Origin of the sequence: Pseudemcibacter aquimaris, from assembly GCF_028869115.1 — a bacterium.
Taxonomy (GTDB): Bacteria; Pseudomonadota; Alphaproteobacteria; order Sphingomonadales; family Emcibacteraceae; genus Pseudemcibacter; species Pseudemcibacter aquimaris.
On record NZ_CP079800.1, the window covers coordinates 533,739 to 557,626 of the forward strand.

The following is a 23,888-nucleotide window of genomic DNA, read 5'->3' on the forward strand; positions in this document are numbered from 1 at the left end:
GAATTGCGTTACTGAAAATTAGTAACGAAAATAATTATAATTGCTACAGGAATGATGTAGCGAATAGCAAAATGCCATATTTTAAAAACAAGTCCGTCCCCCAAATCAATTTCATTCACCATAGATTTCCGCGCCATGATCCATCCTACAAAGAGCGCGATTAACAGTGCATTTAGCGGAATAAATAAATTAGTAATGATAAAATCGGTTAATTCAAGAAGGTTCTTTTCCTTCAATATTGGTGTGTTTGGAAATAGCCGAACATCTGCCCAGATATTATATGATAATACGAAAACGATCCCAAGAAGCCATGTTGATCCACCGGCAATAAGGGCCATAAGCGGGCGGCTAAATCCACGATCTGATAGCCACGCCACCGTTGGTTCCAACATGCCAACAGCGGTGGAAAATGCAGCGCAAAAAAGAAGAATAAAAAACAATAATCCCAGCAAATACCCAAGCGGCATCTGACCGAACGCAACAGGCAAGGTTACGAATATCAATTCCGGTCCGCCGCTTGGGTCAAGCCCATATTCAAACACAATTGGGAAAATGGCAACGCCAGCGAGGATGGCAACCAGTGTGTCTGATATGGCAATTGTTGCTGCAGATGTTGTAAGTGAGAATTTCTTAGGCATGTATGATCCATATGTCATCATGGCCCCCACACCAATACCCACAGAAAGAAAAGCCTGTCCCATCGCCATGGTAATTACGGCAGGTGTGATTTTAGAAAAATCAGGCGTGAATAAAAACTTCAATCCGGCACTGATGTCTGCTGTCAGTACTGAATTTATGACCATAATTACCAATAGTATAAATAAAGCAGGCATCATGATTTTTACAATCCGTTCAATGCCGTTTTTAATGCCGCGACCGACGACCAAAACCGCCAGTCCGGTAAAAATGGTGTGGGCTATAAAAAGTTGTGTTGGGGACGCGACAAAACTATCAAAATTTTCTTTTGATTTGATGCCCTCGATGGCATCAAAACTATTCATTCCGGCTTCAAGAATATAATACAAGGCCCAACCGCCGACCACACTGTAAAAACTTAAACTGATAAGCGGAATGCCGACGCTTAACCAACCAACGATGCTCCAGCCATTGTTGGCATTTTCATGTTTGCTGATTGACTGCATTGAATTAATCGGATTTTTTTGCCCGCGCCTGCCAATGCCGAGTTCGGATACAAGTAACGGAATGCCAAATAAAGCCACAAAAAACAAATAAACAAGAACAAATGCACCACCACCATTTTCACCGGCAACAAAGGGGAAACGCCATAAGTTTCCAAGGCCAACAGCTGCGCCTACGGTGGCGAATAGGAATGTGGCTTTTGAAGACCATTGTTCATGTTTATTATTCGTAGCCATATTATCCCTTATATTTCGATTGTTTCGAGTGCTTGTGCGAAATCAGCAAGGATGTCTTCCTCATCTTCGCATCCGACTGAAACTCTTATAAGGCCGTAGTTTACTCTTGCAGCAGCCAATGTGTAAACATCACCAAGGCTGGTTGCTTGATCAACCATAGTCAACGCATTCATAAATTTATGAAGATTATCCGGATCGCCTTTAATATTAAAAGAAAGCATACCGCCGCACCCTTTCGGGAATTGCTTTTCCATCAGTGCAACTTGATTGCTGTCTGGTGTTCCAGCATAGCGAACCCATTCTATCTTTTCATGGTTTTTTAGCATCTTGGCTAGCGCCATTGCGTTCTTCGTATGTCTTTGCATCCTAAGCGGTAATGTACGAATACCACGTAAGATGAGCCAAGCATTAAACGGGCTAATACACTGACCAAAGGATGACATGGATGAACGTGCCCTGGAAATCAACTTCTCAGAGCCACATAGAATGCCGCCAACAGCATCACCATGCCCGCTAAGATATTTTGTCGCTGAATCGAGGATGAGATCGGCGCCGAAATCAACGGGTTGTAGCAAATATGGGCTTAGGTAGGTGTTATCGACAATCAGTGATAAATCATAACTGGTCGCTATCTTTTTTAGGGCGGCAAGGTCAACAACAAACATTTCGGGGTTTGTAATCGTTTCAACGAATAATGCTTTTGTATTTGGTTTAATGGCATTTTTAACGCTTTCCAAATCGAGCATATCAACGAATGTTACCTCGATCCCCATTGCCGGGCATTCTTCTTGAAAGAAGCTTCTGCTTACGACAAAGATTTTGTCTGTAACAATGACATGGTCACCCGCTTTGGCGCATAACCTGATTGACGCGGCGACGGCGGCCATGCCGGAAGCCATTGCAAGGCTTGCCTCGGTTTTTTGTAAGACCGACATTTTGTCCTGCAGCATACTTATGGTTGGATTGCTTTCCCGGGTGTAAAGGTCAGGACAATCGGGCTTACCGTAATTGATAAAGGCATCAGCGAGTTCTTCTGATGTTTCAAATGAGAAAGTAGCCGTTTGATATATAGGCGTATTGTGAGCACCGGTTACAGGGTCACGGTGTTCGCCTGCGCGAATTGCGTTGGTATCGAAACTCCAATTCGTTTGTTTGTTCATGTCCGGTTACTCCTTATCTCAAATTATTAACTGCGACTTATTAAGCGGAATCATCTTATAAATTTTCTGACTAAGTAGTCAAGTTTTTAAAAGAATGCAATAAACCTTTAGTGGATATTTAATATTATAAAAATGGGGAAGGACAGAGATGATTAGGTTATTAACGGTTTTCTATAATAACGCCTCTTACGACCATATTTTCAGCGTCACGGTATACTTTTTCACGTTGTTCTTTGCTTAAATATTTATTGTTATTCAATATTTTGATCTGATCTCTTAAGTCGGAAAAATGTCTTGTCACACCCCATAAGAAAAAAAGCAGGTTTTGCGGCTCAATTGGAATGATTTGTCCTGTATCAATCCATTTTTGGATAAGTTCCGTCTCTTGGCTATGGCGCTTGATCATGCTTTGTTTAATTTCTTTGGAAAGATTTTTTGCGCCGAACATCATTTCCCAGCTCCAGATTTTATAGGCACGGGGATTTTCAAATGAAATATCCAGCAAACTTCTGACATATCCGCTTAAGGCCGTCTTCGCGTCATCTTCATTCATCAGGATACCAATGTCGCTTTTCCAAATGTCGCGTAAATTTTTAATGACCGAAAGATACAAATCTTTTTTGGTTGGGTAATAGTAATGGATGTTGGCTTTTGGTATATCAACGAGGTCCGCAATTTCTTGTACGGTTGCGGCGATATATCCTTTTTCCGAGAATATTTTTTCCGCAGCGGTAATGATTTTTCGTTGATTACGGTTGCGCACACGTTGCTTGCGCGCAACCCCATTTTTTTCTTTAGCCGTCATTCGATTTTCTTAAATACCAAATATATTTTTGAAAATACTAAGACGCTTTTTGTTATTTATCTACTATTTTTCTTATAAAGGGGTCGAGCCTATCAAATGCTTGATGAAGGCGTTCTTCACTTTGAGCAAAACATAATCTGAACCAGTCTTTTGCACTTGGGTCAAATGCAACGCCTGGGGCAAGGCCGACACCGGTTTCATCAATAATATATCTTGCCATTTCCATATTATTTTTTACGCCATCAATTTGAAAGTAAGCATAAAAGGCAGCTTCCGGCCGTTTGAACGATATGTTTTGATGTCTGGAAAGTCGATCTTCAACCACATCTAATCCTGCATTATATCTGTTTTTTGATGTTTTGATGAAATCCTCGCCTTGCTCAAGTGCGACTTTTGCAGCGCGTTGAATAAAGACGGGCGCGCAGGCAACAGAATATTCCATCAATTTTTCCACTGTGGGAATAAGTGACGGTGGCAATGTTAACCAACCAATGCGCCATCCAGTCATTGCCCAAGTTTTTGAAAAACTATTCACAGCGATCACCCTATCTTCAGGTTCCGCGATTTCAAGGAATGATGGCGCAGCGAGGCCGTTATAATAAATTCGGTTATAAACCTCGTCAGAAATCAGCCATGTTCCGGTTTTACGAAATTCTTGTAAGATAGTTTGCTGTTCCTCACGGCTTAAGGTCCACCCTGTAGGGTTGCCCGGACTGTTTAACAGAACCACCTTTGCACCGCGCGCAGCTGCAAGAAATTTATCAATATCCAGTTTCCAGCCATTTTCACCGTATTCAAGATGTACTGCTTCAACCGCCGCGCTTTGTAAGGACGGGATTGCAAGCAAATTGGGGAAGGCGGGAATGGTGGTCACGACCTTATCACCATCATTCAGGATAAGCTGAAATGCCAAATTTAAAGCATTGCCACCGGATAACGTGACGGCAATGCGGTCCGTTCCAATTGTATTTTTGAAAAGTCCGGATTGATATTTGGCGATTGCCTCTCTTAAAAATGGTTTACCTAGTCCTTCGGAATAAAATGTCTCGCCGTGTTCAAGTGATCCCGCCGCCGCTTTACAAATAAAATCGGGGGTGGAAACATCAGGTTCCCCAAACCACAGCGGGATAATATTATCGCGCCCCATTGTGGCGTTTGCTAGTTCCCGTGTGGCTGATCCATTTAGCCGTAGACCTTTACTTTCTAGGCCATCGATAGCTTTAAATTCTTTAGTCATTAGTAAGTTGCCCTTCCGCCAGAAAGATCAAAAACCGCGCCGCTGTTAAAACTACATTCGTCTGAACATAGCCACATCACTATCTCGGCCACTTCATCAACTGTTCCCAATCTTTGCTGGGGGCTTTTATTGATCATGGTTTGCACATGTTCCGGTGACATCTGTTCTAGGATCGCGGTTTTTACGGCCGCTGGTGCCACTGAATTTATTCGTATGTCGTAATCCGCGAATTCTTTGCCCATTGATTTGGTTAAGGCGATGACGCCTGCCTTGGCGGCGCTATAGGCCGATGCATTTGGCGTGCCTTCTTTTCCGGCAAGAGAGCTGATGTTAACGATGCGTCCATATTCAGAGTTCCGCATATGCTTTAAAACATTTCTGCAAGTTTCAAAGACGCCTACCAGATTAATATCAATAATTCTTTTCCATTCGTCAGGATCATATTGATCAACCGGCATAGTTGGCCCCGCATAACCCGCTGAATTGATCAGCATGTCGATGCGGCCATGTTTATCTATGACCGACTGTGTGGCGGTTAGTACATTTATTCTGTCCGTCACGTCGACTTGCAAATATTCCGCATCATCAGGGTTTTCTTTCGTATTTAAATCCCACACCACAACAGTTGCACCTGCGCGGATAAGGTGGTTTTTTATTGCTTCCCCAATACCGGCGCTGCCGCCTGTTACAACGGCAATTTTACCTTCATAATTATAAGAAACAGACATCATTATTACCTTATGAATTGGTCAACATAATTGGCGCCAAGGCCGACTTCTTCGTAATGTTTGCGGCACATATCAATTTTTGTGAATACGTCCTCATACCCAAGATGTTTTCCATATGGGTCAACATAATTCATGGTGCCATTTACCTGAAACAATGTGATCATTTCTTCTACATCATCTGGAACGACCAAGGTGTGTGTTTCACCTGGTGGTTCATATACATAACCACCTTCTTCAGCGACCCAGTCATGTTCCAAATAATGCCAGCGCCCTTTAATCACATACCCATGTACAGGGTTAGGGTGGCGGTGGCGACTTAGAACACCGGATTTTCTAACCCGCAATAAATTCATCCAGTAACCATTACTGACGTTTAGGCATAATGGGCGAAAGCTTACCTTTTCGCCCTGTGGTACCCAAATGCGTTCATCATTCGGAATGGCATGTGGCACAACGATTTCCGGTGCCGCTTCCTTTGGCATTGGGAATTGGTATGGGATTTGCGGGTTTTTATCTTCATTTACTAACGGCATATTGAAAACTCCAAATAATTAATTGTCCATATTATAGACATTATATTCATATTATGATAATATTTGATTCTCTTGAATTAAGTCAACACAGTAAATAATCGGGAAAAATAATGAGTAAATCAGTCAAGGGCGCAGCATCATTTTCAAAGAATATGGCTGTGTTAAAGGCAATCGCGGATGCGGGTAAGCCTTTATCGGTTCCAGAGCTAGTTGAAAGTGTCGCAATGCCAAGGCCGACGGTATACCGGTTCATTGCGGCTCTTGAAGCTGAACAGTTAATAGAGCAGACGGTAAGTGGGGGATGGCAATTGAGTTTGGGGCTTCTTAATCTGGCATCAAAAGTTTGGCAAGGGAATGACATCAGGCAGGCAGCGCGGCCATTTTTGGATAAGCTTCGTGATCAAACTGGTGAAACTGTTCACTTAGCGATCAGAAGTGGTAATGAACTGACCTATATTGAAAAAGTGGAAAGTAGAGAGTCTGTTAAAATGACATCCACCATTGGGGCGCGTGTTCCATTTCATTCTTCGTCAGTTGGTAAAGCTTATTTAATGGCAATGGATAATGATGAAAGAGAGAAGGTCTTATGGGAAATCTCATATCCACCAATTACAAGTCATAGTGTGACGTCCCGTGAACAGTTGGAAAAACAGCTGGATACATTAAGGCAAGCTGGATACGTCATGGAACGCGAAGAAAATGAAGAGGGCGTTGCATGTTACGGGGAAGCAATTTTAAATTCTGCTGGTAAACCTGTCGCCGCCATCAGCGTTAGTATCCCTTTATATAGATTGAAACCAGATCATCATATTTATACAGCGCCTCTTGCAAAGGTATGCCAAGAGATCAGTTTAAGATTGCCACCGTGTTAATATTGTATTTGAGAGGGGGGGGTAAAACTGGCGACTTAAAAAGCCGCCAGTTCAATAATTAGACTTGATTAGTTTTTCGAATATTTAATGTCGCCACCAACGATGGTGTATTCAACCTGAACATTCTTAAGATCTGTTGATTCGATGCTCAACACATCACGATCAATAACGATAAGGTCGGCATATTTGCCCGTTTCGATTGATCCTAAGATATCTTCATCAAAACTTGAATAAGCAGCCCAGATTGTGTGCGCTTTGATCGCTTCTTCGATGGTTACAGCTTGTTCAATGTTCCAGCCGTTTGCCGGTGTGCCGTCTTCGTGCATACGTGTTACGGCGCGGTACATTCCTTCAAACGGGTTGATTGATTCTGTTGGGAAATCAGAACTAAAGATCAGCGGCGTTCCAGTATTAAGGAAATCACGGAACAAATAAGCACGTTTGATACGCTCTGGACCAATACGTGTTTCTGTCCAGTCCATGTCTGTAATCACAGAACCCGGTTGAACACCCGGAATAACACCTAATTCAACAAAGCGGTTTACGTCTTCTTCATGGATGATTTGTGCATGTTCCATGCGGAAACGGTGATCTTGCTTACCTGTTTCATTGAACGCTTTTTCATAAGAATTAAGTGTTGTTGAAACGGCTTCGTCACCAATAGCGTGGGTTACAATTTGAATGCCTGTATCAATGGCTGCTTTTGAAATTTCATAAACTTCTTCTTGGGTTGCAACCTCGATACCATAGTTATGGGTATCATCGTGATATGGTTCAGTTAATAACGCACCACGTGATCCTAGTGCACCGTCACGATAAAGTTTAATGCCTTTAGCCATAAGCATGTGATCGTCAATATTTTCAATCTTGTTTTCTTTGAAAAACGCTCTGTAATCGATTTCTTCCGCAGGGTTATCGAACATGACATTTACGCGCATGTCAAATTCACCATTTTCTGCCATTGCTTTAAATACTTTAAGCTCAGCTGGTGATGTACCAAGATCGTGAACCATGGTTAAGCCAACGCTTAACGCTTTATCCGCCGTAACTGTTAATCTATCAGCGATGTTTTTGTCTGTTACAGGCTCATATTGTCTGATTAACTCTTCCGCAAGGTCAACGAAAACACCTGTTGCTTCGCCAGCTTCGTTTCGGATGATTTTTCCGCCGTCTGGGTCTGGTGTGTCGTTGGTGATACCAGCAATGTCCATTGCGTTTTTATTTGCAAGGATCGCATGACCATCTGTTCTGTTAAGAATAACCGGGTTATTCGGTGAAACAGCACTTAATGGTTCCTGTGTTGGGAAGATTTTTTCGTCCCAATTATTTTGGTCCCAACCTTGGCCGATAATCCATTCGCCAGGCTCAAGTGTTTCTGCCTTGGCTTTCACCATGGCAATAATTTCAGCATAGCTTTTGGTATTATTCAGATCCAAGTTTTGTAATAGTCGGCCATATGAATGAATATGACCATGTACGTCAATCAGACCTGGAAGAACTGTTTTACCTGCAAGATCAATCACATTCGTGTCTGAACCGATATAGGCTTTAATGTCTTCGTCACTTCCGACGGCGATGATTCTTTTGCCTTGAATGGCAACGGCTGTTTTAAGCGAAAATTGATCGTCAACAGTGATGACGTTCCCGCCCATAAGAACCATGCTTGCAGGGTCCTGTTGTGGTTGTGCGGCATTTTCGCTGTTGTTACTACAGCCGGTGATCACCATCATCATGGTGATCAATAAGATTGTTAACTTTTGCATGGTTACTCCCTTAACCTGTTGCACTCATATAAAAGATTATAGAAATCGCAACAGGTATAAAGTAACGCATTAAGTTAATCCAGAGTTTATATCCTTTACTGTCTTTCGAAAGACCAATTTCTTCCTGAATGATGTGTGGTGGCAATATCCAGCCAATAAATATTGATGTCAGAAGCGCGCCAAATGGGAATAGAATATTGGCGGCGAAATAATCAATAATGTTGAAAATGGTCATATCAGCGAATTTTTCGATAAATCCAAGTGGTCTTACATCTTCAAGAATATTAAGAGAGGCAAGCGCAACAAGGCCAAAGACCCACATGACAATACCGGAAACAATCGCGGCCTTTGTATGTGACATTTTAAATTTTTCTGCGCACCATGCATTAACCGGGGCAAAGTTACTGATACAAGATGTCAGTGCTGCCGCAATCAATAACATAAAGAAAATAGCGCCAAAAACCTGACCACCCGGAAGACCGCCGAATGCGAGTGGTAATGTTTCAAACACAAGACCCGGTCCTGAATTAATTTGTAAGCCATAACTAAACACGATTGGGAAGATCGCGAAACCAGCGATTAACGCAACAAAAGTGTCGGCACTTACAACGATAAAGGCATTTTGTGGAATTGATGTATCCTTAGTAAGGTACGATCCGTAAGTGATCATCACGGCCATGGCAATACCGATGGAAAAGAATGCCTGACCAATTGCAAGCAGGATTGTTGACGCGTTAATTTTGCTGAAATCAGGTGTTAGTAAGAAATCGAATGTTGATGCGATATCGCCAACAAAGAACGAATAAACCACCATCAGTAGGATACAAATGAATAGTGACGGGATAAGAACATTAACCGCTTTTTCAATACCGGCTGTGATCCCTTTTGAATTAACGGCAACAGTAATGACGACAACAACCGCATGCCAGAACATCAGTCTGCCCGGGCTTGCCATAAGATCCTGAAACATTGATGTTGATCCAGCCGCTGTAATTTCATTGAAACTACCGGAAACGGCGCGAATGAAATAATCGAATGTCCAGCTTGCTACCACTGTGTAAGTAAGCATCAACATAAATACGGCAAGTACCGCAATGTCACCAATTACGGACCATTTGTTGGACACATTTCCTTGTGATGCAACATCGCTAATGCAGCTAGGCGCTGATGCAGAATTACGGCTGCGACGACCAATTGACCATTCTGCCATCACAAGCGGAACGCCGATGATAAATGCGCATAACAAATATACGATGATAAAGGCGCTACCGCCATTTTCCCCAGTGACGTACGGAAAGCGCCATATGTTGCCAAGCCCGACGGCAAATCCAACGGATGCCATAAGGAAGGTTAGTTGTGATGACCAAGTTTCCTGTGCTTGTGGTGCTGGTCCAGCCATAATGATTTTCCCTTTTTAAAAACGATCAATTGAAAATGATCTATTGTTTGTTTTAATTGTTTCTGTTTCTTTATTTGCGACCATGTCGCGGATTATATTTGCAGTTGACGCTGCCTGAGTTAGCCCAAGGTGACTATGACCAAATGCAAAGAAGACATTCTCTTTTTGGTCAATGACCGGCAAGTAATCAGGCAATGTCGGACGACACCCCATCCATTCACTTTCAATCTCTGATGAAAGATCTGGTAATAATTCGGTTGCGAATTTGGTCAGCATTCTGGCGCGATCCATTGTCGGATTTTCGCTGTTTTTTGCAAATTCTGCGGTTCCGGCTAGTCTTAATCCATTCTCAAGTGGTGTAATCACAAAATGGCGTTCATGATGGGTTAGCGCATATTCAAGGTTTTTGTGTTTCGGCAACATCAAATGATAACCGCGCTCTGCTGTGAGTGGCACTTTATAGCCAAGCTGCGCCGTTAATTCGGCACTTTTATATCCTGCGGCAATGACCAGTTTTTCTGCGTGAAGAGTGTTTTCACCGTATGAAATGTCAACGCCAGTTTCGGTTTTCTTTAATGTGTGTACTTGCTCTTTTATGAATGTACCGCCATCAGCGATAAATTGATCAAATACTGCACGGACAAGTCCGTGTGGCTCAATGCTGTGACCGGTATCCAGAAACTGAACCGCGCCGTGTTGATCATCGGAAATATCAGGAACCATTTCCTTTAATTCTTGTGCGTTTACCATACGGGCACGAATATCATGTGTATTCAGGCTTTCAAGTAATTCTTTACCTTCTTCATGACCGCGCGCCGTTTTAAAGACGTGAAGATTGCCATTTTGCCTTAAGAACCGATCAGCGTTCGCGGATTTCATCACATCTTGCCAATCGGCAAGCGCATTTTTATTTAAGTTTTTAAGGGCTTCGACACCTGATTTATTTTTTGATGGCCGACACGCCCATAGAAACCTTAGTCCCCATGGGATAAAGGAAAGCATATAATCTGGCTTAATGACCAAAGGGCTTTCCGAATTAAAAAGCATACCCGGAATTTTGGGTATGATAGAAAGACTTGGTGTCGGGAAAATTTCATCTGTTGCGAAAAGTGCGCAATTGCCATATGAACATTCCATGGCTGGCTCGCCTTTGTCGATCAGCGTTACTTTTTTTCCGCTTTTTAAAAGTTGGAATGCAGTAACAACGCCAATGACGCCAGCACCTATTACGACACAGTCTTTAGTATTTTTATTAACCAATTTACTATTTACTCTTAATGTGTTGATAAATAAGAAATAATTTTAATTTTAAAATTGTTTTTTGACTTATTGTATAAAATATACGATAAAACAATTTATGATTCAACAGACATTCTGGCTGTGTACAATTGTTGTGATTGAATAACGAAATTAAGACACAATCAGCGTTTGTGACCATGGTGAATAATTATTATTTCTGGGACGAATATTAATAATAATTATGCAAAGTATAAAGGATAATTGATAATAAATGAAATCACATACATTTAAATGTGTTGATGGACACACCTGTGGAAACCCTGTTCGTGTAGTTATCGAAGGGGGGCCGGAATTAAACGGCCATACAATGAGCGATAAAAGACAGGATTTTCTTAATAACCACGATTGGATCAGAAAAAGCCTGATGTTTGAGCCACGCGGCCATGACATGATGTCAGGTACAATTCTATATGATCCAGTGGATGAAAATAGTGATACAGGCGTTCTATTTATTGAAACAACAGGGTGTCTTCCAATGTGTGGACACGGCACCATCGGTACTGTGACAGCGATCCTTGAACGCGGAATTGTAACGCCGAAAAACGAAGGTGAATTGGTTCTTGAAGTGCCAGCTGGTCTTGTCAAAGTCGAATACCAAAGAAACGGCGAATTTATTGAATGGGTGCGTATTCATAATGTTGCAAGCTACTTGGCGGCAACCGACATCGTTGTTGAATGTCCTGAACTTGGTGAATTAGTTGTCGATATTTCATATGGTGGCAATTATTACGCAATTGTTGACCCACAAAAGAATTATGACGGTGTAAATGATTATAACGTTGAAAATATTTTGCGTTATTCACCAGTGTTACGTGACCGTTTGAACGAGATCATTAACCCTGTTCATCCAGATGATGAAACAGTGAATGGCGTATCACATATCTTATGGTCAGGGCCAAAACTTAAGGAAGAATCGCATGCTAGAAACGCCGTGTTTTACGGTGAAAACGCTATTGATAGATCGCCTTGCGGTACGGGAACAAGTGCACGTATGGCGCAACTTGCTGCTAAAGGTAAACTTGATGTGGGTGATGAATTTATTCATGAAAGCATTATTGGCAGTCAATTTGTTGGTCGTGTTGAAAGCAAAACGAAAGTTGGCGATTTTGATGCCATCAAACCAAGCATTCGTGGCTGGGCGCGTGTAACAGGCATCAACACAATTTTTGTTGATGACCGCGATCCATACGCAGAAGGTTTTACAGTTAAATAATTATAGAATAATAGGATAATACAGTGGATAAATTTGATAACTATATTGGCGGTCAATGGGTAGCAGCTGATAAATATGTGGAAAACATCAACCCATCAGATCTTTCTGATGTCATTGGTCTATATGCATCCGCATCAAAAGAACAAGCGCATGAAGCAATCGATGCGGCGGAAAAAGCATCTGAAGTTTGGGGCGCTTCAACACCGCAAGACCGTTTTAATGCATTAGATAAAATCGCAACTGAAATTTTTGAAAGAGCAGCGGAGCTCGGTGAGTTACTTGCCCGTGAAGAAGGCAAGACGCAACCGGAAGCAACGGGTGAAGTAATGCGCGCGGGACAAATTTTCAAATTTTTCGCCGGTGAAGCACTACGCCTTACCGGAGAGCTTGTTGATTCTGTAAGACCGGAAGTTGACGTTGAAATTACACGTGAACCTGTTGGTGTTATTGGCTTGATCACACCTTGGAATTTCCCGATTGCAATTCCAGCATGGAAAATCGCACCTGCAATTGCCTATGGTAATAGTGTCGTGATTAAACCAGCGGAACTGGTTTCTGGTTCTGCATGGGCGCTTACAGAAATTATTTCAAGAGCTGGCCTTCCAGACGGTACTGTAAACCTTGTAATGGGTTCCGGCCGTGTTGTTGGTGAAGAAATCGTGGCTTCTGAAAAAGTTGGCGCGGTAAGCTTCACAGGTTCCGTTGGCACTGGTGAAATGATCCGTAACAAGGTTGTTGCTCGTGGCGGTAAAATCCAACTTGAGATGGGTGGTAAAAATCCACTTGTTGTTCTGGATGACGCTGATCTTGATACGGCGGTTAATTGTGCGGTTCAGGGTGCATTTTATTCAACAGGTCAGCGCTGTACTGCATCAAGCCGTATTATTGTTACAGAAGGTATTTATGATCGCTTTATCGAGAAAATTTCCGCTGAAACAGAAGCGCTTAGAGTGGGCGATGCCCGTGATGCAAATACACAAATCGGCCCAGTTGTTGATGAAGCACAATTTAATATTGATATGAACTATGTTGAGATCGCTCTTAAAGAAGGTGCGAAGCTTGTTTGTGGCGGTACTAAAGCTGACTGTGGTAAAGAAGGTTATTATATGAAACCTGCTTTATTCATCGATACGACACCTGAAATGACAATTAATAAGGAAGAGGTATTCGGGCCAGTTGCCAGTGTGATTAAGGTAAAAGATTACGAAGAAGCACTGAAAGTTGCAAATGATACTGAATTTGGCCTTTCATCTGGTATTTGTACTAAGTCATTGAAATATAGCCGTGATTTTAAACGAAGAGCAAAAGCGGGTATGGTTATGGTGAACCTGCCAACAGCTGGTGTTGATTATCACGTACCATTTGGTGGACGCAAAGGATCAAGCTACGGGAACCGTGAACAAGGTAGTTATGCTAAAGAATTTTATACAATTGTAAAAACAAGCTATATTTGGGCGCAATAATAGTTTAATATATTCTTTTTTATATTTTTAAACTACTAAAGGGTCGATATTTGTCTTTTTCACCTTTTCGACGAAATACTGTTGTTGATAATGTTTTTCAGGAACTTAAAAAACGAATAATATCTAATGAATACGAAGCTGGTTTCCAGCTTCGTCAAGATTCACTTGCCAATGAACTTGGGGTTAGCCGTATCCCGCTTAGGGAAGCTTTGCTTCGTCTTGAAGCGGAAGGGCTGATTGAGATCGTTGCTCATAAGGGGGGCGTCGTTAGGTCGCTTTCTCAAAAAGAAGCGGCCGAGCTTTTTAATCTACGTATTCTGATTGAGTGCGATTTGATGAAGCAAGCGGTTCCAAAAATGAGTGATGATGATTTGGATCAGGCAGAAGTTGCGCTGAAGAAATTCGACAAAATGGTTATCTCAGGTGAAAATATTGATAATTGGACCAAGCTTAATTGGGATTTCCATTATCAATTTTATAAGCCTGCTGATCAGCCAAATACCATTAAAATTCTACAAATGCTTCATAGTAATACGGACCGTTACATCAGACAGCAGTTGCTCGAAGAGGGCGCACCTGAACGTGCCCATGAAGAACATAATGAATTGATCGAGCTATGCCGTAAAGGTGATGTAGACGGAGCGTGTTTATTACTTAAGCAACATATCAATGCGACGTTCGAGCAGATTAAGCCGCATCTTTCTTAATTTTTTATTTTTTTAATCACGAAAAAAGCCAAAGTTATTTTTAAGTAACTTTGGCTTAGTTATTTCTATGGAGGTAGAATTTTTTAAATTTTTTTATTGTTATCTCTAAAAATTCTTAGTTATTACCAAATGGGTCGTCGATGGCGACACTTGGTTGCGTGAACCAACGTGGGCCGTCTTCGGTCATGTAACATACATCTTCCAGACGAACGCCGAACTTACCCGGAATTGCAATCATTGGTTCAATACTGAAACACATGCCTGGTGCAAGTGGTGTTTTGTTGCCAAGCACAGCATTACCCCATTCGTGACCGTCAAGACCAATACCGTGACCGGTACGGTGCGGAAGACCTGGTGTTTTATATTCAGGGCCATAACCAGCATCCGTGATTACTTTTCTTGCTGCAATATCAACATTTTCAAGCGGGGCACCCAGTTGTGCTGCTTCGAAACCGGCTTGTTGTGCTTTTCTTTCCAGATCCCAAACTCGTTTTTGTTCATCTGTATGGGTACCGTGAACGAATGTACGACTGATGTCTGATTCATAACCATGAACAGTACAGCCACCATCCATAAGAACGATAATGCCGTCTTCTACTTCTGGCTCAACAAGAAGACCATGCGGTGATGATGATACGATGCCAACTTGAGCATAAATTGTACCATAAACCCCCATTTTGGCGTGGGCAGCACGTGTGATATCACGAATGTCTGGTGCAGTCATGCCTGCTTCAATCATTGAAACACTTGTTTTATAAGCTTCGATTGTGATGTCGTTCGCTTTTTGTAAAAGCGCTAGTTCATGCTTTGATTTATAAAGACGACATGGAATTGTAACAGGATCAGCACTTACGAATGTTAGGTGAGGTGCTTCTTTACGGATACCGTCAAATAAGAAGAATCTTGTTCTTTCGCCAATACCGATTGTGCCATTGTTGATGCCCATGTCTTTAAACATTTGTGCAACATGTTTATATGGGCTTTCGTGTTCTTCCCAGCCACGAACATCATCACCGAAAATGATTTTTTCACGAAGACGGTCGGCTTCAAACATTGGACAGATATATTTTACTTCACCTTTTTGCGGGATGATGGCAGCCATCATACGCTCGCTGCGTCCCCAAGTCACACCTGTGAAATATTCAAGGTTGCTTGAACCTTCAAGGTAAATCGCGTCGATATTGTTTTCACGCATCAGGCGCTTTGCCTTTTCAATACGGTTCATGCGTTCTTGTAATGTAATAGGCTCAACCCCACCCATCATATTTTGAAGCTTGTCTATTGGAGTGGCATTTACCTTTACCTTTGCAGAGGCAGGTGCAACCAAACCAGATGTCGCAGAAAGTGCTAATCCTGCACCCGCTGCTGTCGACATTTTTAAAAAGCTTCTTCTGTCGTTTTTCATACTTCTTCCTTATTTGCTGAATTGATTATTTATAAATTTTGTATACAATATATTATATAACATTATATGTGGCAATCACCCATTTTAAAGAATTTCAAACGGGAAAAGTCATTATAAAGAAACGGGATAATTAAAGTGAAAAAAATTATATTTTTAATCGTGAGTTTGCTTTTTGTTTTTCAGGCATCCGCACAAAACATTGATCAGCCATTAGGGGTGTTTATCCCGCTTAAATCAGGGGAAACTGCGAAAAATCAGAATGAAATTACGTCTGATATGATTTCATTTTTACTGTTGAATGATTTGCGTTATGCGTCAAAAGTACCGTTTATCAGTGAACAGGATTTCAATGCATTCTTTAAAGATGGTGACAAAAAACCAGATGTTATTGTGTCCGGTGAATTTCGTGGTGGTGATAATAATGAACTGATTCTCAATATCGATTCGGGCGGTAAGACAGTCACAAAAAATGTGATCATCACAAATGGCCATGATTTATTAAATGGTGGCATAAAAAAATTGACGACTGCTGTTCTTAATCAGCTTCCATCGTCACCTGCACGCGGAAAATATTATTTCACTAAAAACTGGGATGCTTTTCTTCATTATAATGCATCAATGAAGCATAACGATGATGATGATGACCAGCGCAGACTGGATGAACTATTAAAAGCCATTGAAATTGATCCTAATTTCAATAGAGCAAAATATGAAGCGGCCGGTATCTATAGCGGTTTTGGTATTTACGAAGAAAGAAGAGCGCTAATTGATGAACTGTTGGCGAGTGGCGATCAGTTAAATGAACTACAAATGCTTGAAGCAAAAGCAGCAGATGCATCGGCGGCCGGTAATTATCCGGTATATCGTGATTTAATGCTTCAAATTGAACGCTTTAGACCATATGAACTTTCAACATATATGACCACGGCTGGCATGTTTTATGGCATGAGCGAAATGGAAAATGCCGTAAAATATTATAATATCGTGCTTAATGTTGATGAAAATAATGCCCGCGCCCATAACAATATTGGCTATGCTTATAGCCATATGGGAATGCATGACAAGGCTATTTCCCATTATCAGAAATCCGTTGATTTAAACCCGTCTGCTAATGCGTATGACAGCCTTGCGGATGGTTATTCGACGGCAGGCTTTACTGAAAAAGCGATAAAGGCCAAAGAAAAAGGCATCGAACTTGATCCGTCTCTTTTCTACCTGCATGGTTAGGCGACTTCACAAGCGAGCAACCCATATGTGTTACAAGCTGTTCTGTGGGTTTTCATAGTTGCGCGCATAAGGTCTTCGTTTTGTGTGAAGAAATGCGCGACACAAAGGCTTGATTGGCTGAATGTCTTACTGGATGAACGGTATGTGATGCTTGTGTTTGCATATTTTTCACCAAGGGATGAATAGGGCGTAAATTTCTTATCCTTTCTTATGAAATCACAATGAATTTCGTCAGAAAGTACCGTAACGCCATGTTTTATACAAAGATCGCCCAACGCTTTTAGTTCATCCGCGCTCCAGGCGGTGCCGGTTGGGTTGTTCGGATTACAAATGATTAGACATTTTGTATCGTCATCAAACGCGCGTTCAACCGCCGCAAGGTCCATTGAAAATTTACCGTTATTTTGTTTAAGCGGAACTTCAACCCTTGTCATTCCCGCGCGTTTGATCGCACCCCAAAATCCGCTATAGGTTGGGGTTTGGATAATGACTTTTCCTTTATGCGGATTTAAACCGACCAGTGATGCCGTAATGCTTGGCAGCAATGTTGCTGAGTTTTTAATCCATTCTTTTTTTATACTTTGGCCATAACGTTGTTCGTTCCAGTTGATGATAGACTGGTAATAACTATCTGGCACCATTTCATAGCCATAGTTTTCATATTTTGTGCGCTCTCGTAAGGCGCTGTTAACTTCTGAAAATTGGCGAAAATCCATATCGGCAACGCCCATGGATGCTTTAATTTTTTCCCTACCATATTGCTGGATAATCAGGTCCCACTTGTCACTGTTATGACCAATGCGGTTAAAGTGTTCATCAAAGTTATGTCTTGATGTACTTTGTTTGTTAGAGGTTCCTTGGGAAAATGCTTTATGTGTTCCCATTGATGACAGCAATGCTGTCATGCCCGCTGTTTTCATGAAACCACGTCTTGATGAATTTCTCATAATGTACCCCTATGATTAAATTTTGTATATTTTATACAATTTATCAATGAGGGATGATTATTGCAAGGATTGAAAATCCTTAAGCTGCGTTATCTTTTTCCAGCTTTTTAAGCCTGGATGAAATATCGCAAACTTCATCGGAAATATTTTCAAGCGATTTTGCAAGTTCCGGCGGAATGTCATCGAGCGATAACCCATAAGCACAAAATGCATCTGATGCTTTATTTTTCTTAATCGCTTTTGCCGGAATACCGACCACAGTATTTCCAGCATCAACTGAATTAATAACGACAGCATTTGATCCCACGCGAACATTTTCGCCAATTGTAATTGGGCCCAGAATTTTTGCGCCCGCGCCAACGATCACATTATCTTTAATCGTCGGGTGTCTTTTTTCATCCTTAAGCGACATACCGCCTAGCGTCACCCCTTGATAAAGGGTGACATTGTCGCCGATAACGGCAGTTTCACCAATGACCACACCCATGCCGTGATCAATGAAAAGAAATTTTCCTATCTTGGCGGCAGGATGTATTTCAATCCCGCTAAAAAAACGGCCAAGATGGGAAATGAAACGCGCCAGTGTATAAAGGCGTAGGTTCCAAATGAAATGTGCAGTGCGGTAAAACATAAGCGCATGAACACCCGGATAAGAAAGAACCACATCCAATGCTGATTTTGCCGCAGGATCACGGTCCAAAACCATGGATATATAACGATTTATTTTTCCAATCATTCTATTTCCTTTCTTATAACCAGTCGGGAGAAGGCAGGCCTTTTTCCTTTAAAAACGCAGGGTTATAAAGTTTGCTTTGATAGCGCGCACCACCATCACAAAGCAACGTTACGATTGTATGGCCGGGGCCCATTTCTTTGGCCAATCTGATCGCCGCAGCCACATTAATGCCGGAAGAGCCACCAAGGCATAATCCTTCATATTTAATCAGGTCAAATAAGACATGTAATGCTTCTTCATCAGGGATTTGATACGCTTCATCAATTTCAATATTTTCAAGGTTTGCTGTTATGCGCCCTTGTCCGATCCCTTCCGTAATTGATGTTCCCTCAGCTTTTAATGAGCCACGTTTATAATAATGATAAAGCGCGGCACCCATCGGATCGGCGAGAGCGATTTTAACATCCGGATTAAATTCCTTTAAGGCAAGCGATATACCGCCAATTGATCCACCGCTTCCCACCGCGCAGGTAAAAGCGTCAATCTTGCCATCGGTTTGTTGCCAAATTTCCGGGCCAGTTGATGTGATGTGAGCCTCTCTATTGGCAACATTATCAAATTGATTTGCCCAAAATGCACCATTTGGTTCTTTGTTGCCAATTTCAACGGCTAATCTACCGGAAAAATGAATGTAATTGGCCGGGTCCTTATATGGTTTTGCCGGCACAAGTTTTAATTCAGCACCCGCAAGTTTGATCGCGTCTTTCTTTTCCTGCGATTGGGTTTCCGGCATCACGATAACCGTTTTATAGCCAAGTGCATTACCGACAAGCGCAAGGCCAATGCCGGTATTGCCAGCCGTGCCTTCAACGATGGTGCCGCCTGGTCTAATTAAGCCATCTTCTTCTGCTTGCAGGATAATATTGAGCGCGGCTCTATCTTTTACGGACCCACCGGGGTTTAGGAATTCTGCTTTTCCTAAAATGGTGCAGCCTGTTTCCTCTGATGCTTTTTTCAGTTTAATAAGAGGGGTGTTGCCAATTGCACCGATAAATCCATCACGAATGTACATATTAATTTGCCTTATAAAAATATGTATTAATATGATGCAGAATGAACAGTTTTCAAGCAACATTATCTTGTTTTAAAGACAAGGAAATATTACCCGTAAAGCCACAGTGAGTAAGGGATAGGCAGTTTTACGGCATCACCCCAATAAAACGGTCGCTGATCATCATATGAACCCAAATACTTGCGGCGTATCCAATGGCAATAACAGGTGTCCATTTCAGATGACCAAAGAAAGTGTATTTTCCTTGTGACTGTCCCATAAGGGCAATTCCGGCAGCGGAGCCAATGGAAAGCATGCTGCCGCCAACGCCGGCCGTTAAGGTTACAAGCAACCATTGTTGGATATCCATGGTTAGGTCCATCTGTAATACGGCTACCATTACAGGGATGTTATCTACAATCGCTGATAAAATGCCGACCATAATATTGGCAAAAGTAGGTCCCATTTCCACATACATCAGGTTGGATGCAAGCGCCAGGTAACCGATAAATCCAAGGCCGCCAACACACATAATCACACCAAAGAAAAAGAGAAGCGTATCCCACTCTGCACGCGCAATTTCGCGAAAACTATCAAATTTACGGGTGTCACCGATTTCGCCGACACCCATATCTTCGCCGGGGCTGTTTGCGATAAAATCTTGATGGGTGATACGTAAATAATGGCCAAATGCCTTTAGATACGCGAGACCCACCATCATACCGAGGAATGGTGGAATATGAAGGAAACTATGGAAGCTGACCGCTGTGACGATAGTAAGACCGAAAAGAAGCATGATACGGCGTGCGCCTCTAAGCATAACGACTTCTTCCTCTTCTTCGACGGCGGGGACCTCTTTACTGACGGCAAGTGACATAAAGAAAGCTGGAATGATATAGTTCACGACACTCGGTAGGAATAAATTAAAGAATGTCCAGAAGTCCACCACACCTGTTTGCCATACCATCAGGGTGGTAATGTCACCAAATGGACTAAAAGCGCCCCCAGCATTGGCTGCAATTACGATATTCACAAATCCAATGGCAATAAAATTATTATTATCACGGCCAACTGCCATAATCACCGCACACATCACAAGAGCCGTGGTCAAATTATCAATGATTGGGGATAGAAAGAAGCTCATCACACCCGTTACCCAGAAAAGTTGACGATAACTGAATTTATGGTGTACGAGCCAAACGCGTAAGCTATCGAAAACTCCGCGTTCGTTCATGGCATTTACATATGTCATTGCCGCAAGTAAGAATAAGAAAAGTTCACCAAATTCAATAAGTAAATGCTTTATTGCCTCTTCCGTTTGATGATTAGGATCACCAACATATTGGACAGCCACAATCAACCAAATAAGACCAGCGCCAAAAATGACTGGAATTGATTTTTTAAGATGTAAATATTCCTCTGCAATCACCAGAGAATAAGACAGAACAAAAATTACAATGGCGGTAATACCAACCCAATGTGATGTAAGATCCATGATGGTTGAATCCATAATAATATCCTTTCGAATGTTATTATGATTGTATCACATGTTGACAAGTAATTGTATAGGTTGTGGTTCGGGTGCTATTTAATCAATTTCGTTTCTGGGAAGGCAGCCTGCCATCCAAACCAAAATGCACGGTGTGCCGGAAGACGTTCAAGTGTTTTTCCAGAACTTGATGTCATCATGTCTTCCGTGATGGACCATGTTTCACCATTTCTGTCTGTGACGGTAATATCCTGATCATAGTCAGTAAAGATTAAGCCCGCACTATCATAAACACGGTTGGCGCCGGAACTGTCGGTTAGTACAACAAAATTCTGAAGGCCAATTTTCCCCATAAATACAGGATGGGTATTTAGAAATTCTGTATCAATGGCCAATTGTTCATCAGGGCTCGCGGGAAAACGTAATGCCAGAATTTCCTGTTTGTTCTTAAGCCGGTCATCACTAAACGGTGTGCTGAACATCAATTCATCTGTGTCGAAGTAATCTTTATAGGCTTCACCCTCATCATAATCACGTGTGTATCCTGTATCCAGTGATAGGACCTTTGTATCTGGGTGACGTTTTTTCCATTCGCCCCAAGTGGTGGTGACAACACCAACATATTCAAGGCGAATACCCTGTCCAACCAATGGGCCAAGTACGGGTTCACCCATAAAAGTATTCCAAAGCGATTGGGTGCGGCGGTCATACATCAATTTATTGGATCTATATAAAAATCCGCTGGTACCTAGATTATAATCACCGGATTTATAAGGGATGACCGTGCCGCAAAGAGTGCAATAAACGCCGGATATTTTTTCACCGCCGATTTCGTCCACGAACATTTCGTGCCATGCGAGAATTCTTTTGGGATAGGCGCGTGCATCACCATTATTTTCAATGCCAAACACGATATTGTCGTCTTGCATGTATGTGGCTTCATCCGCGCCAACCATGTCAGGATTTCTTAATGGTGGGATGCCATCCTGCTGAACGCCGCCCCAACGAATTTCATCAAGTCTGATGGTGGATGTTTCCCCGCGTCCACTGAAATATTTTTCAAATCTGGGATCAATGTTTTTATAAAGAAATGCTTTGAAATCATCATATGTTTCATTGGCATATGTCGGCTCGTTCCAAAGCCAGTGATACCAATCGTTTACATTATTACGAAACTTCTGTTCTGTTTTTTCCTGTAATAAATTCATGATTTTGGTGCGCATGTATCTGGACTGTGAAAACATGAAATTTTCAAGCATCATGGGAATGAATTCCTGTTTCCAGTTTTGATCAATGCGTTTGATCGCTGTATCCATTAATTTTTCATCTTCGATGAAAATAATTACCGATACCAATTGTTCATCATCAAGATCATCAATGGTCAGTGACGTGCGCTGCGCATGGGAAACGGTCATCGCCGATAGAGCAAGCCAAAATACGATATGTTTTAATAACCTAATCATTGATTGTAATAGTTTGGTTTTTACATAAAAAAAGCAAATCAAAAAAGCATCACATTATCGTGACGATTAAAGTCGTGACGTTTAATGTAGAAGTCAGTATGCTGAATTCATGGATAAATTAAATAGTATACAGGGTAAATTTTGTGATCCGGAATTCACCAAAGACGGTAGTCCGCGTGCACACGTTGGTTTAAAAAAGCTGGAAACATTGTGGTTTAACACAGGTACGCTTTGTAATCTGACTTGCGTGAACTGTTATATTGAATCGTCCCCTACAAATGACGCGCTCGTTTACATCAGCCATGATGAGGTTCTTTCCTATCTTGATGAAATAAAGGATCAAAATATCCCGACCGCTGAAATTGGTCTTACCGGTGGTGAGCCTTTCATGAACCCGGATATTATTCCGATTATGGAAAGCGCGCTTGAATATGGTTTTAATCTGCTGGTACTGACCAATGCCATGAAGCCGATGATGCGGCACACGGATGCTCTCCTTAGATTGAATGAGCAATATGGTGACAAACTATCAATCCGTGTTTCAACTGATCATTACACGAAAGAAAAACATCAGGACGAGCGCGGCGAGCGCAGCTGGGATCCGATGTTGCTGGGATTGAAGTGGTTAAGTGATAATGGGTTTGATATTCATGTGGCGGGCCGTACATTCACCCATGAAGATGAAAATGATTTACGGAGTGGTTATCAGACGTTTTTTGATGAAAATGATATAAAAATCGATGCATCCAACCCGCATTCGTTAATTTTATTCCCGGAAATGAATGAAAAGGAAGATGTCACCGAAATCACCAGCGCTTGTTGGGATATTCTTGGTATATCCCCATCTTCGATGATGTGTGCAACGTCCAGAATGGTTGTAAAACATAAAGGGGCCAAGACGCCTGCGATTATGGCTTGTACGTTGCTTCCATACGATAGTGAGTTCAATATGGGTGAAAAACTTGGCGATATGAGGGATAAAGTGTCGTTAAATCACCCGCATTGCTCAACTTTTTGTGTACTTGGTGGGGCATCTTGTAGTAATTAACGTGTCTTGCGGATTTATGAATGCCGC

At 41.9% G+C, this 23,888-nt stretch carries 21 protein-coding genes; 6 read left to right on the plus strand and 15 right to left on the minus strand.

The genetic code is table 11. The features are described 5' to 3' along the window. Positions 1-8 precede the first annotated feature (8 nt). The 6 genes from KW060_RS02515 to KW060_RS02540 all read right to left on the minus strand — a co-directional run bounded on the left by KW060_RS02515 (position 9) and on the right by KW060_RS02540 (position 5,839). Positions 9-1,376 (minus strand): sodium-dependent transporter, encoded by a 1,368-nt coding sequence (locus KW060_RS02515; protein ID WP_249036951.1) that lies wholly within the window; start codon positions 1,374-1,376, stop codon positions 9-11. Positions 1,377-1,384: 8 nt separating this feature from the next. Continuing rightward, positions 1,385-2,536, minus strand: a complete 1,152-nt coding sequence (locus KW060_RS02520; RefSeq protein ID WP_249036950.1) for a trans-sulfuration enzyme family protein — start codon at positions 2,534-2,536, stop codon at positions 1,385-1,387. Positions 2,537-2,696: 160 nt separating this feature from the next. Then, entirely contained in the window at positions 2,697-3,341 is a 645-nt protein-coding gene (locus KW060_RS02525) for a TetR family transcriptional regulator C-terminal domain-containing protein (protein ID WP_249036949.1), read from the minus strand. 52 nt (positions 3,342-3,393) lie between these two features. Next, on the minus strand, positions 3,394-4,578 hold the full coding sequence (locus tag KW060_RS02530) for a pyridoxal phosphate-dependent aminotransferase (protein WP_249036948.1): 1,185 nt from the start codon (positions 4,576-4,578) through the stop codon (positions 3,394-3,396). Continuing rightward, complete coding sequence (locus KW060_RS02535; RefSeq protein WP_420833145.1) at positions 4,578-5,309, minus strand: SDR family NAD(P)-dependent oxidoreductase; 732 nt, start codon at positions 5,307-5,309, stop codon at positions 4,578-4,580. The genes KW060_RS02530 and KW060_RS02535 overlap by 1 nt, the downstream gene beginning before the upstream one ends. Positions 5,310-5,311: 2 nt before the next feature. Beyond that, complete coding sequence (locus KW060_RS02540) at positions 5,312-5,839, minus strand: 2,4'-dihydroxyacetophenone dioxygenase family protein (protein WP_249036946.1); 528 nt, start codon at positions 5,837-5,839, stop codon at positions 5,312-5,314. Between the two features lie 110 nt (positions 5,840-5,949). Here KW060_RS02540 and KW060_RS02545 point away from each other — a divergent pair, with 110 nt between their 5' ends. Then, complete coding sequence (locus KW060_RS02545; protein WP_249036945.1) at positions 5,950-6,711, plus strand: IclR family transcriptional regulator; 762 nt, start codon at positions 5,950-5,952, stop codon at positions 6,709-6,711. Between the two features lie 68 nt (positions 6,712-6,779). Here KW060_RS02545 and KW060_RS02550 read toward each other — a convergent pair whose 3' ends face one another. Genes KW060_RS02550 through KW060_RS02560 form a run of 3 tightly spaced genes read right to left on the minus strand, consistent with a single transcriptional unit; the run spans position 6,780 to position 11,160 of the window. Further along, entirely contained in the window at positions 6,780-8,474 is a 1,695-nt protein-coding gene (locus KW060_RS02550; RefSeq protein ID WP_249036944.1) for an amidohydrolase, read from the minus strand. 10 nt (positions 8,475-8,484) lie between these two features. Then, the gene (locus KW060_RS02555) at positions 8,485-9,873 is read right to left on the minus strand and encodes a sodium-dependent transporter (RefSeq protein WP_249036943.1); all 1,389 of its coding nucleotides are present in this window, start codon (positions 9,871-9,873) and stop codon (positions 8,485-8,487) included. A gap of 15 nt (positions 9,874-9,888) precedes the next feature. Beyond that, complete coding sequence (locus KW060_RS02560) at positions 9,889-11,160, minus strand: NAD(P)/FAD-dependent oxidoreductase (protein WP_338050560.1); 1,272 nt, start codon at positions 11,158-11,160, stop codon at positions 9,889-9,891. A gap of 223 nt (positions 11,161-11,383) precedes the next feature. Between KW060_RS02560 and KW060_RS02565 the strand changes: the two genes are divergently transcribed. From KW060_RS02565 to KW060_RS02575, 3 genes are read left to right on the plus strand one after another with little or no spacing between them, the layout of a single operon-like run. Continuing rightward, positions 11,384-12,385, plus strand: coding sequence for a 4-hydroxyproline epimerase (locus KW060_RS02565; protein ID WP_249036941.1), 1,002 nt, complete (start codon positions 11,384-11,386; stop codon positions 12,383-12,385). Between the two features lie 23 nt (positions 12,386-12,408). Then, a complete protein-coding gene (locus KW060_RS02570; RefSeq protein ID WP_249036940.1) occupies positions 12,409-13,848 on the plus strand; it encodes an aldehyde dehydrogenase family protein in 1,440 nt (479 codons plus the stop codon). 50 nt (positions 13,849-13,898) lie between these two features. After that, on the plus strand, positions 13,899-14,555 hold the full coding sequence (locus KW060_RS02575; protein ID WP_249036939.1) for a GntR family transcriptional regulator: 657 nt from the start codon (positions 13,899-13,901) through the stop codon (positions 14,553-14,555). A 115-nt stretch (positions 14,556-14,670) separates the two neighbouring features. On the opposite strand, the gene KW060_RS02580 is transcribed toward KW060_RS02575, so the two are convergent. Continuing rightward, a complete protein-coding gene (locus KW060_RS02580; RefSeq protein WP_249036938.1) occupies positions 14,671-15,960 on the minus strand; it encodes a M24 family metallopeptidase in 1,290 nt (429 codons plus the stop codon). 135 nt (positions 15,961-16,095) lie between these two features. On the opposite strand from KW060_RS02580, the gene KW060_RS02585 reads away from it, so the two are divergent. Further along, a complete protein-coding gene (locus KW060_RS02585; RefSeq protein WP_249036937.1) occupies positions 16,096-17,187 on the plus strand; it encodes a tetratricopeptide repeat protein in 1,092 nt (363 codons plus the stop codon). Here KW060_RS02585 and KW060_RS02590 read toward each other — a convergent pair. The 5 genes from KW060_RS02590 to KW060_RS02610 all read right to left on the minus strand — a co-directional run bounded on the left by KW060_RS02590 (position 17,184) and on the right by KW060_RS02610 (position 22,813). After that, positions 17,184-18,134: an aminotransferase class I/II-fold pyridoxal phosphate-dependent enzyme gene (locus KW060_RS02590; RefSeq protein WP_249036936.1), complete on the minus strand. Its 951-nt coding sequence runs from the start codon at positions 18,132-18,134 to the stop codon at positions 17,184-17,186. The genes KW060_RS02585 and KW060_RS02590 overlap by 4 nt on opposite strands. 79 nt (positions 18,135-18,213) lie before the next feature. After that, on the minus strand, positions 18,214-18,870 hold the full coding sequence (gene cysE, locus KW060_RS02595) for a serine O-acetyltransferase (RefSeq protein ID WP_249036935.1): 657 nt from the start codon (positions 18,868-18,870) through the stop codon (positions 18,214-18,216). A gap of 13 nt (positions 18,871-18,883) precedes the next feature. After that, positions 18,884-19,882: a cysteine synthase A gene (locus tag KW060_RS02600; RefSeq protein ID WP_249036934.1), complete on the minus strand. Its 999-nt coding sequence runs from the start codon at positions 19,880-19,882 to the stop codon at positions 18,884-18,886. A gap of 127 nt (positions 19,883-20,009) precedes the next feature. Next, positions 20,010-21,371 carry a sodium:proton antiporter NhaD gene (gene nhaD, locus KW060_RS02605; RefSeq protein WP_249036933.1) on the minus strand — a complete coding sequence of 454 codons (1,362 nt, stop codon included), beginning with the start codon at positions 21,369-21,371 and terminating at the stop codon, positions 20,010-20,012. A gap of 74 nt (positions 21,372-21,445) precedes the next feature. Beyond that, positions 21,446-22,813, minus strand: a complete 1,368-nt coding sequence (locus KW060_RS02610) for a DUF3179 domain-containing protein (RefSeq protein WP_249036932.1) — start codon at positions 22,811-22,813, stop codon at positions 21,446-21,448. Positions 22,814-22,922: 109 nt separating this feature from the next. On the opposite strand from KW060_RS02610, the gene KW060_RS02615 reads away from it, so the two are divergent. Further along, positions 22,923-23,861 carry a radical SAM protein gene (locus KW060_RS02615; protein ID WP_249036931.1) on the plus strand — a complete coding sequence of 313 codons (939 nt, stop codon included), beginning with the start codon at positions 22,923-22,925 and terminating at the stop codon, positions 23,859-23,861. Positions 23,862-23,888 lie beyond the last annotated feature (27 nt).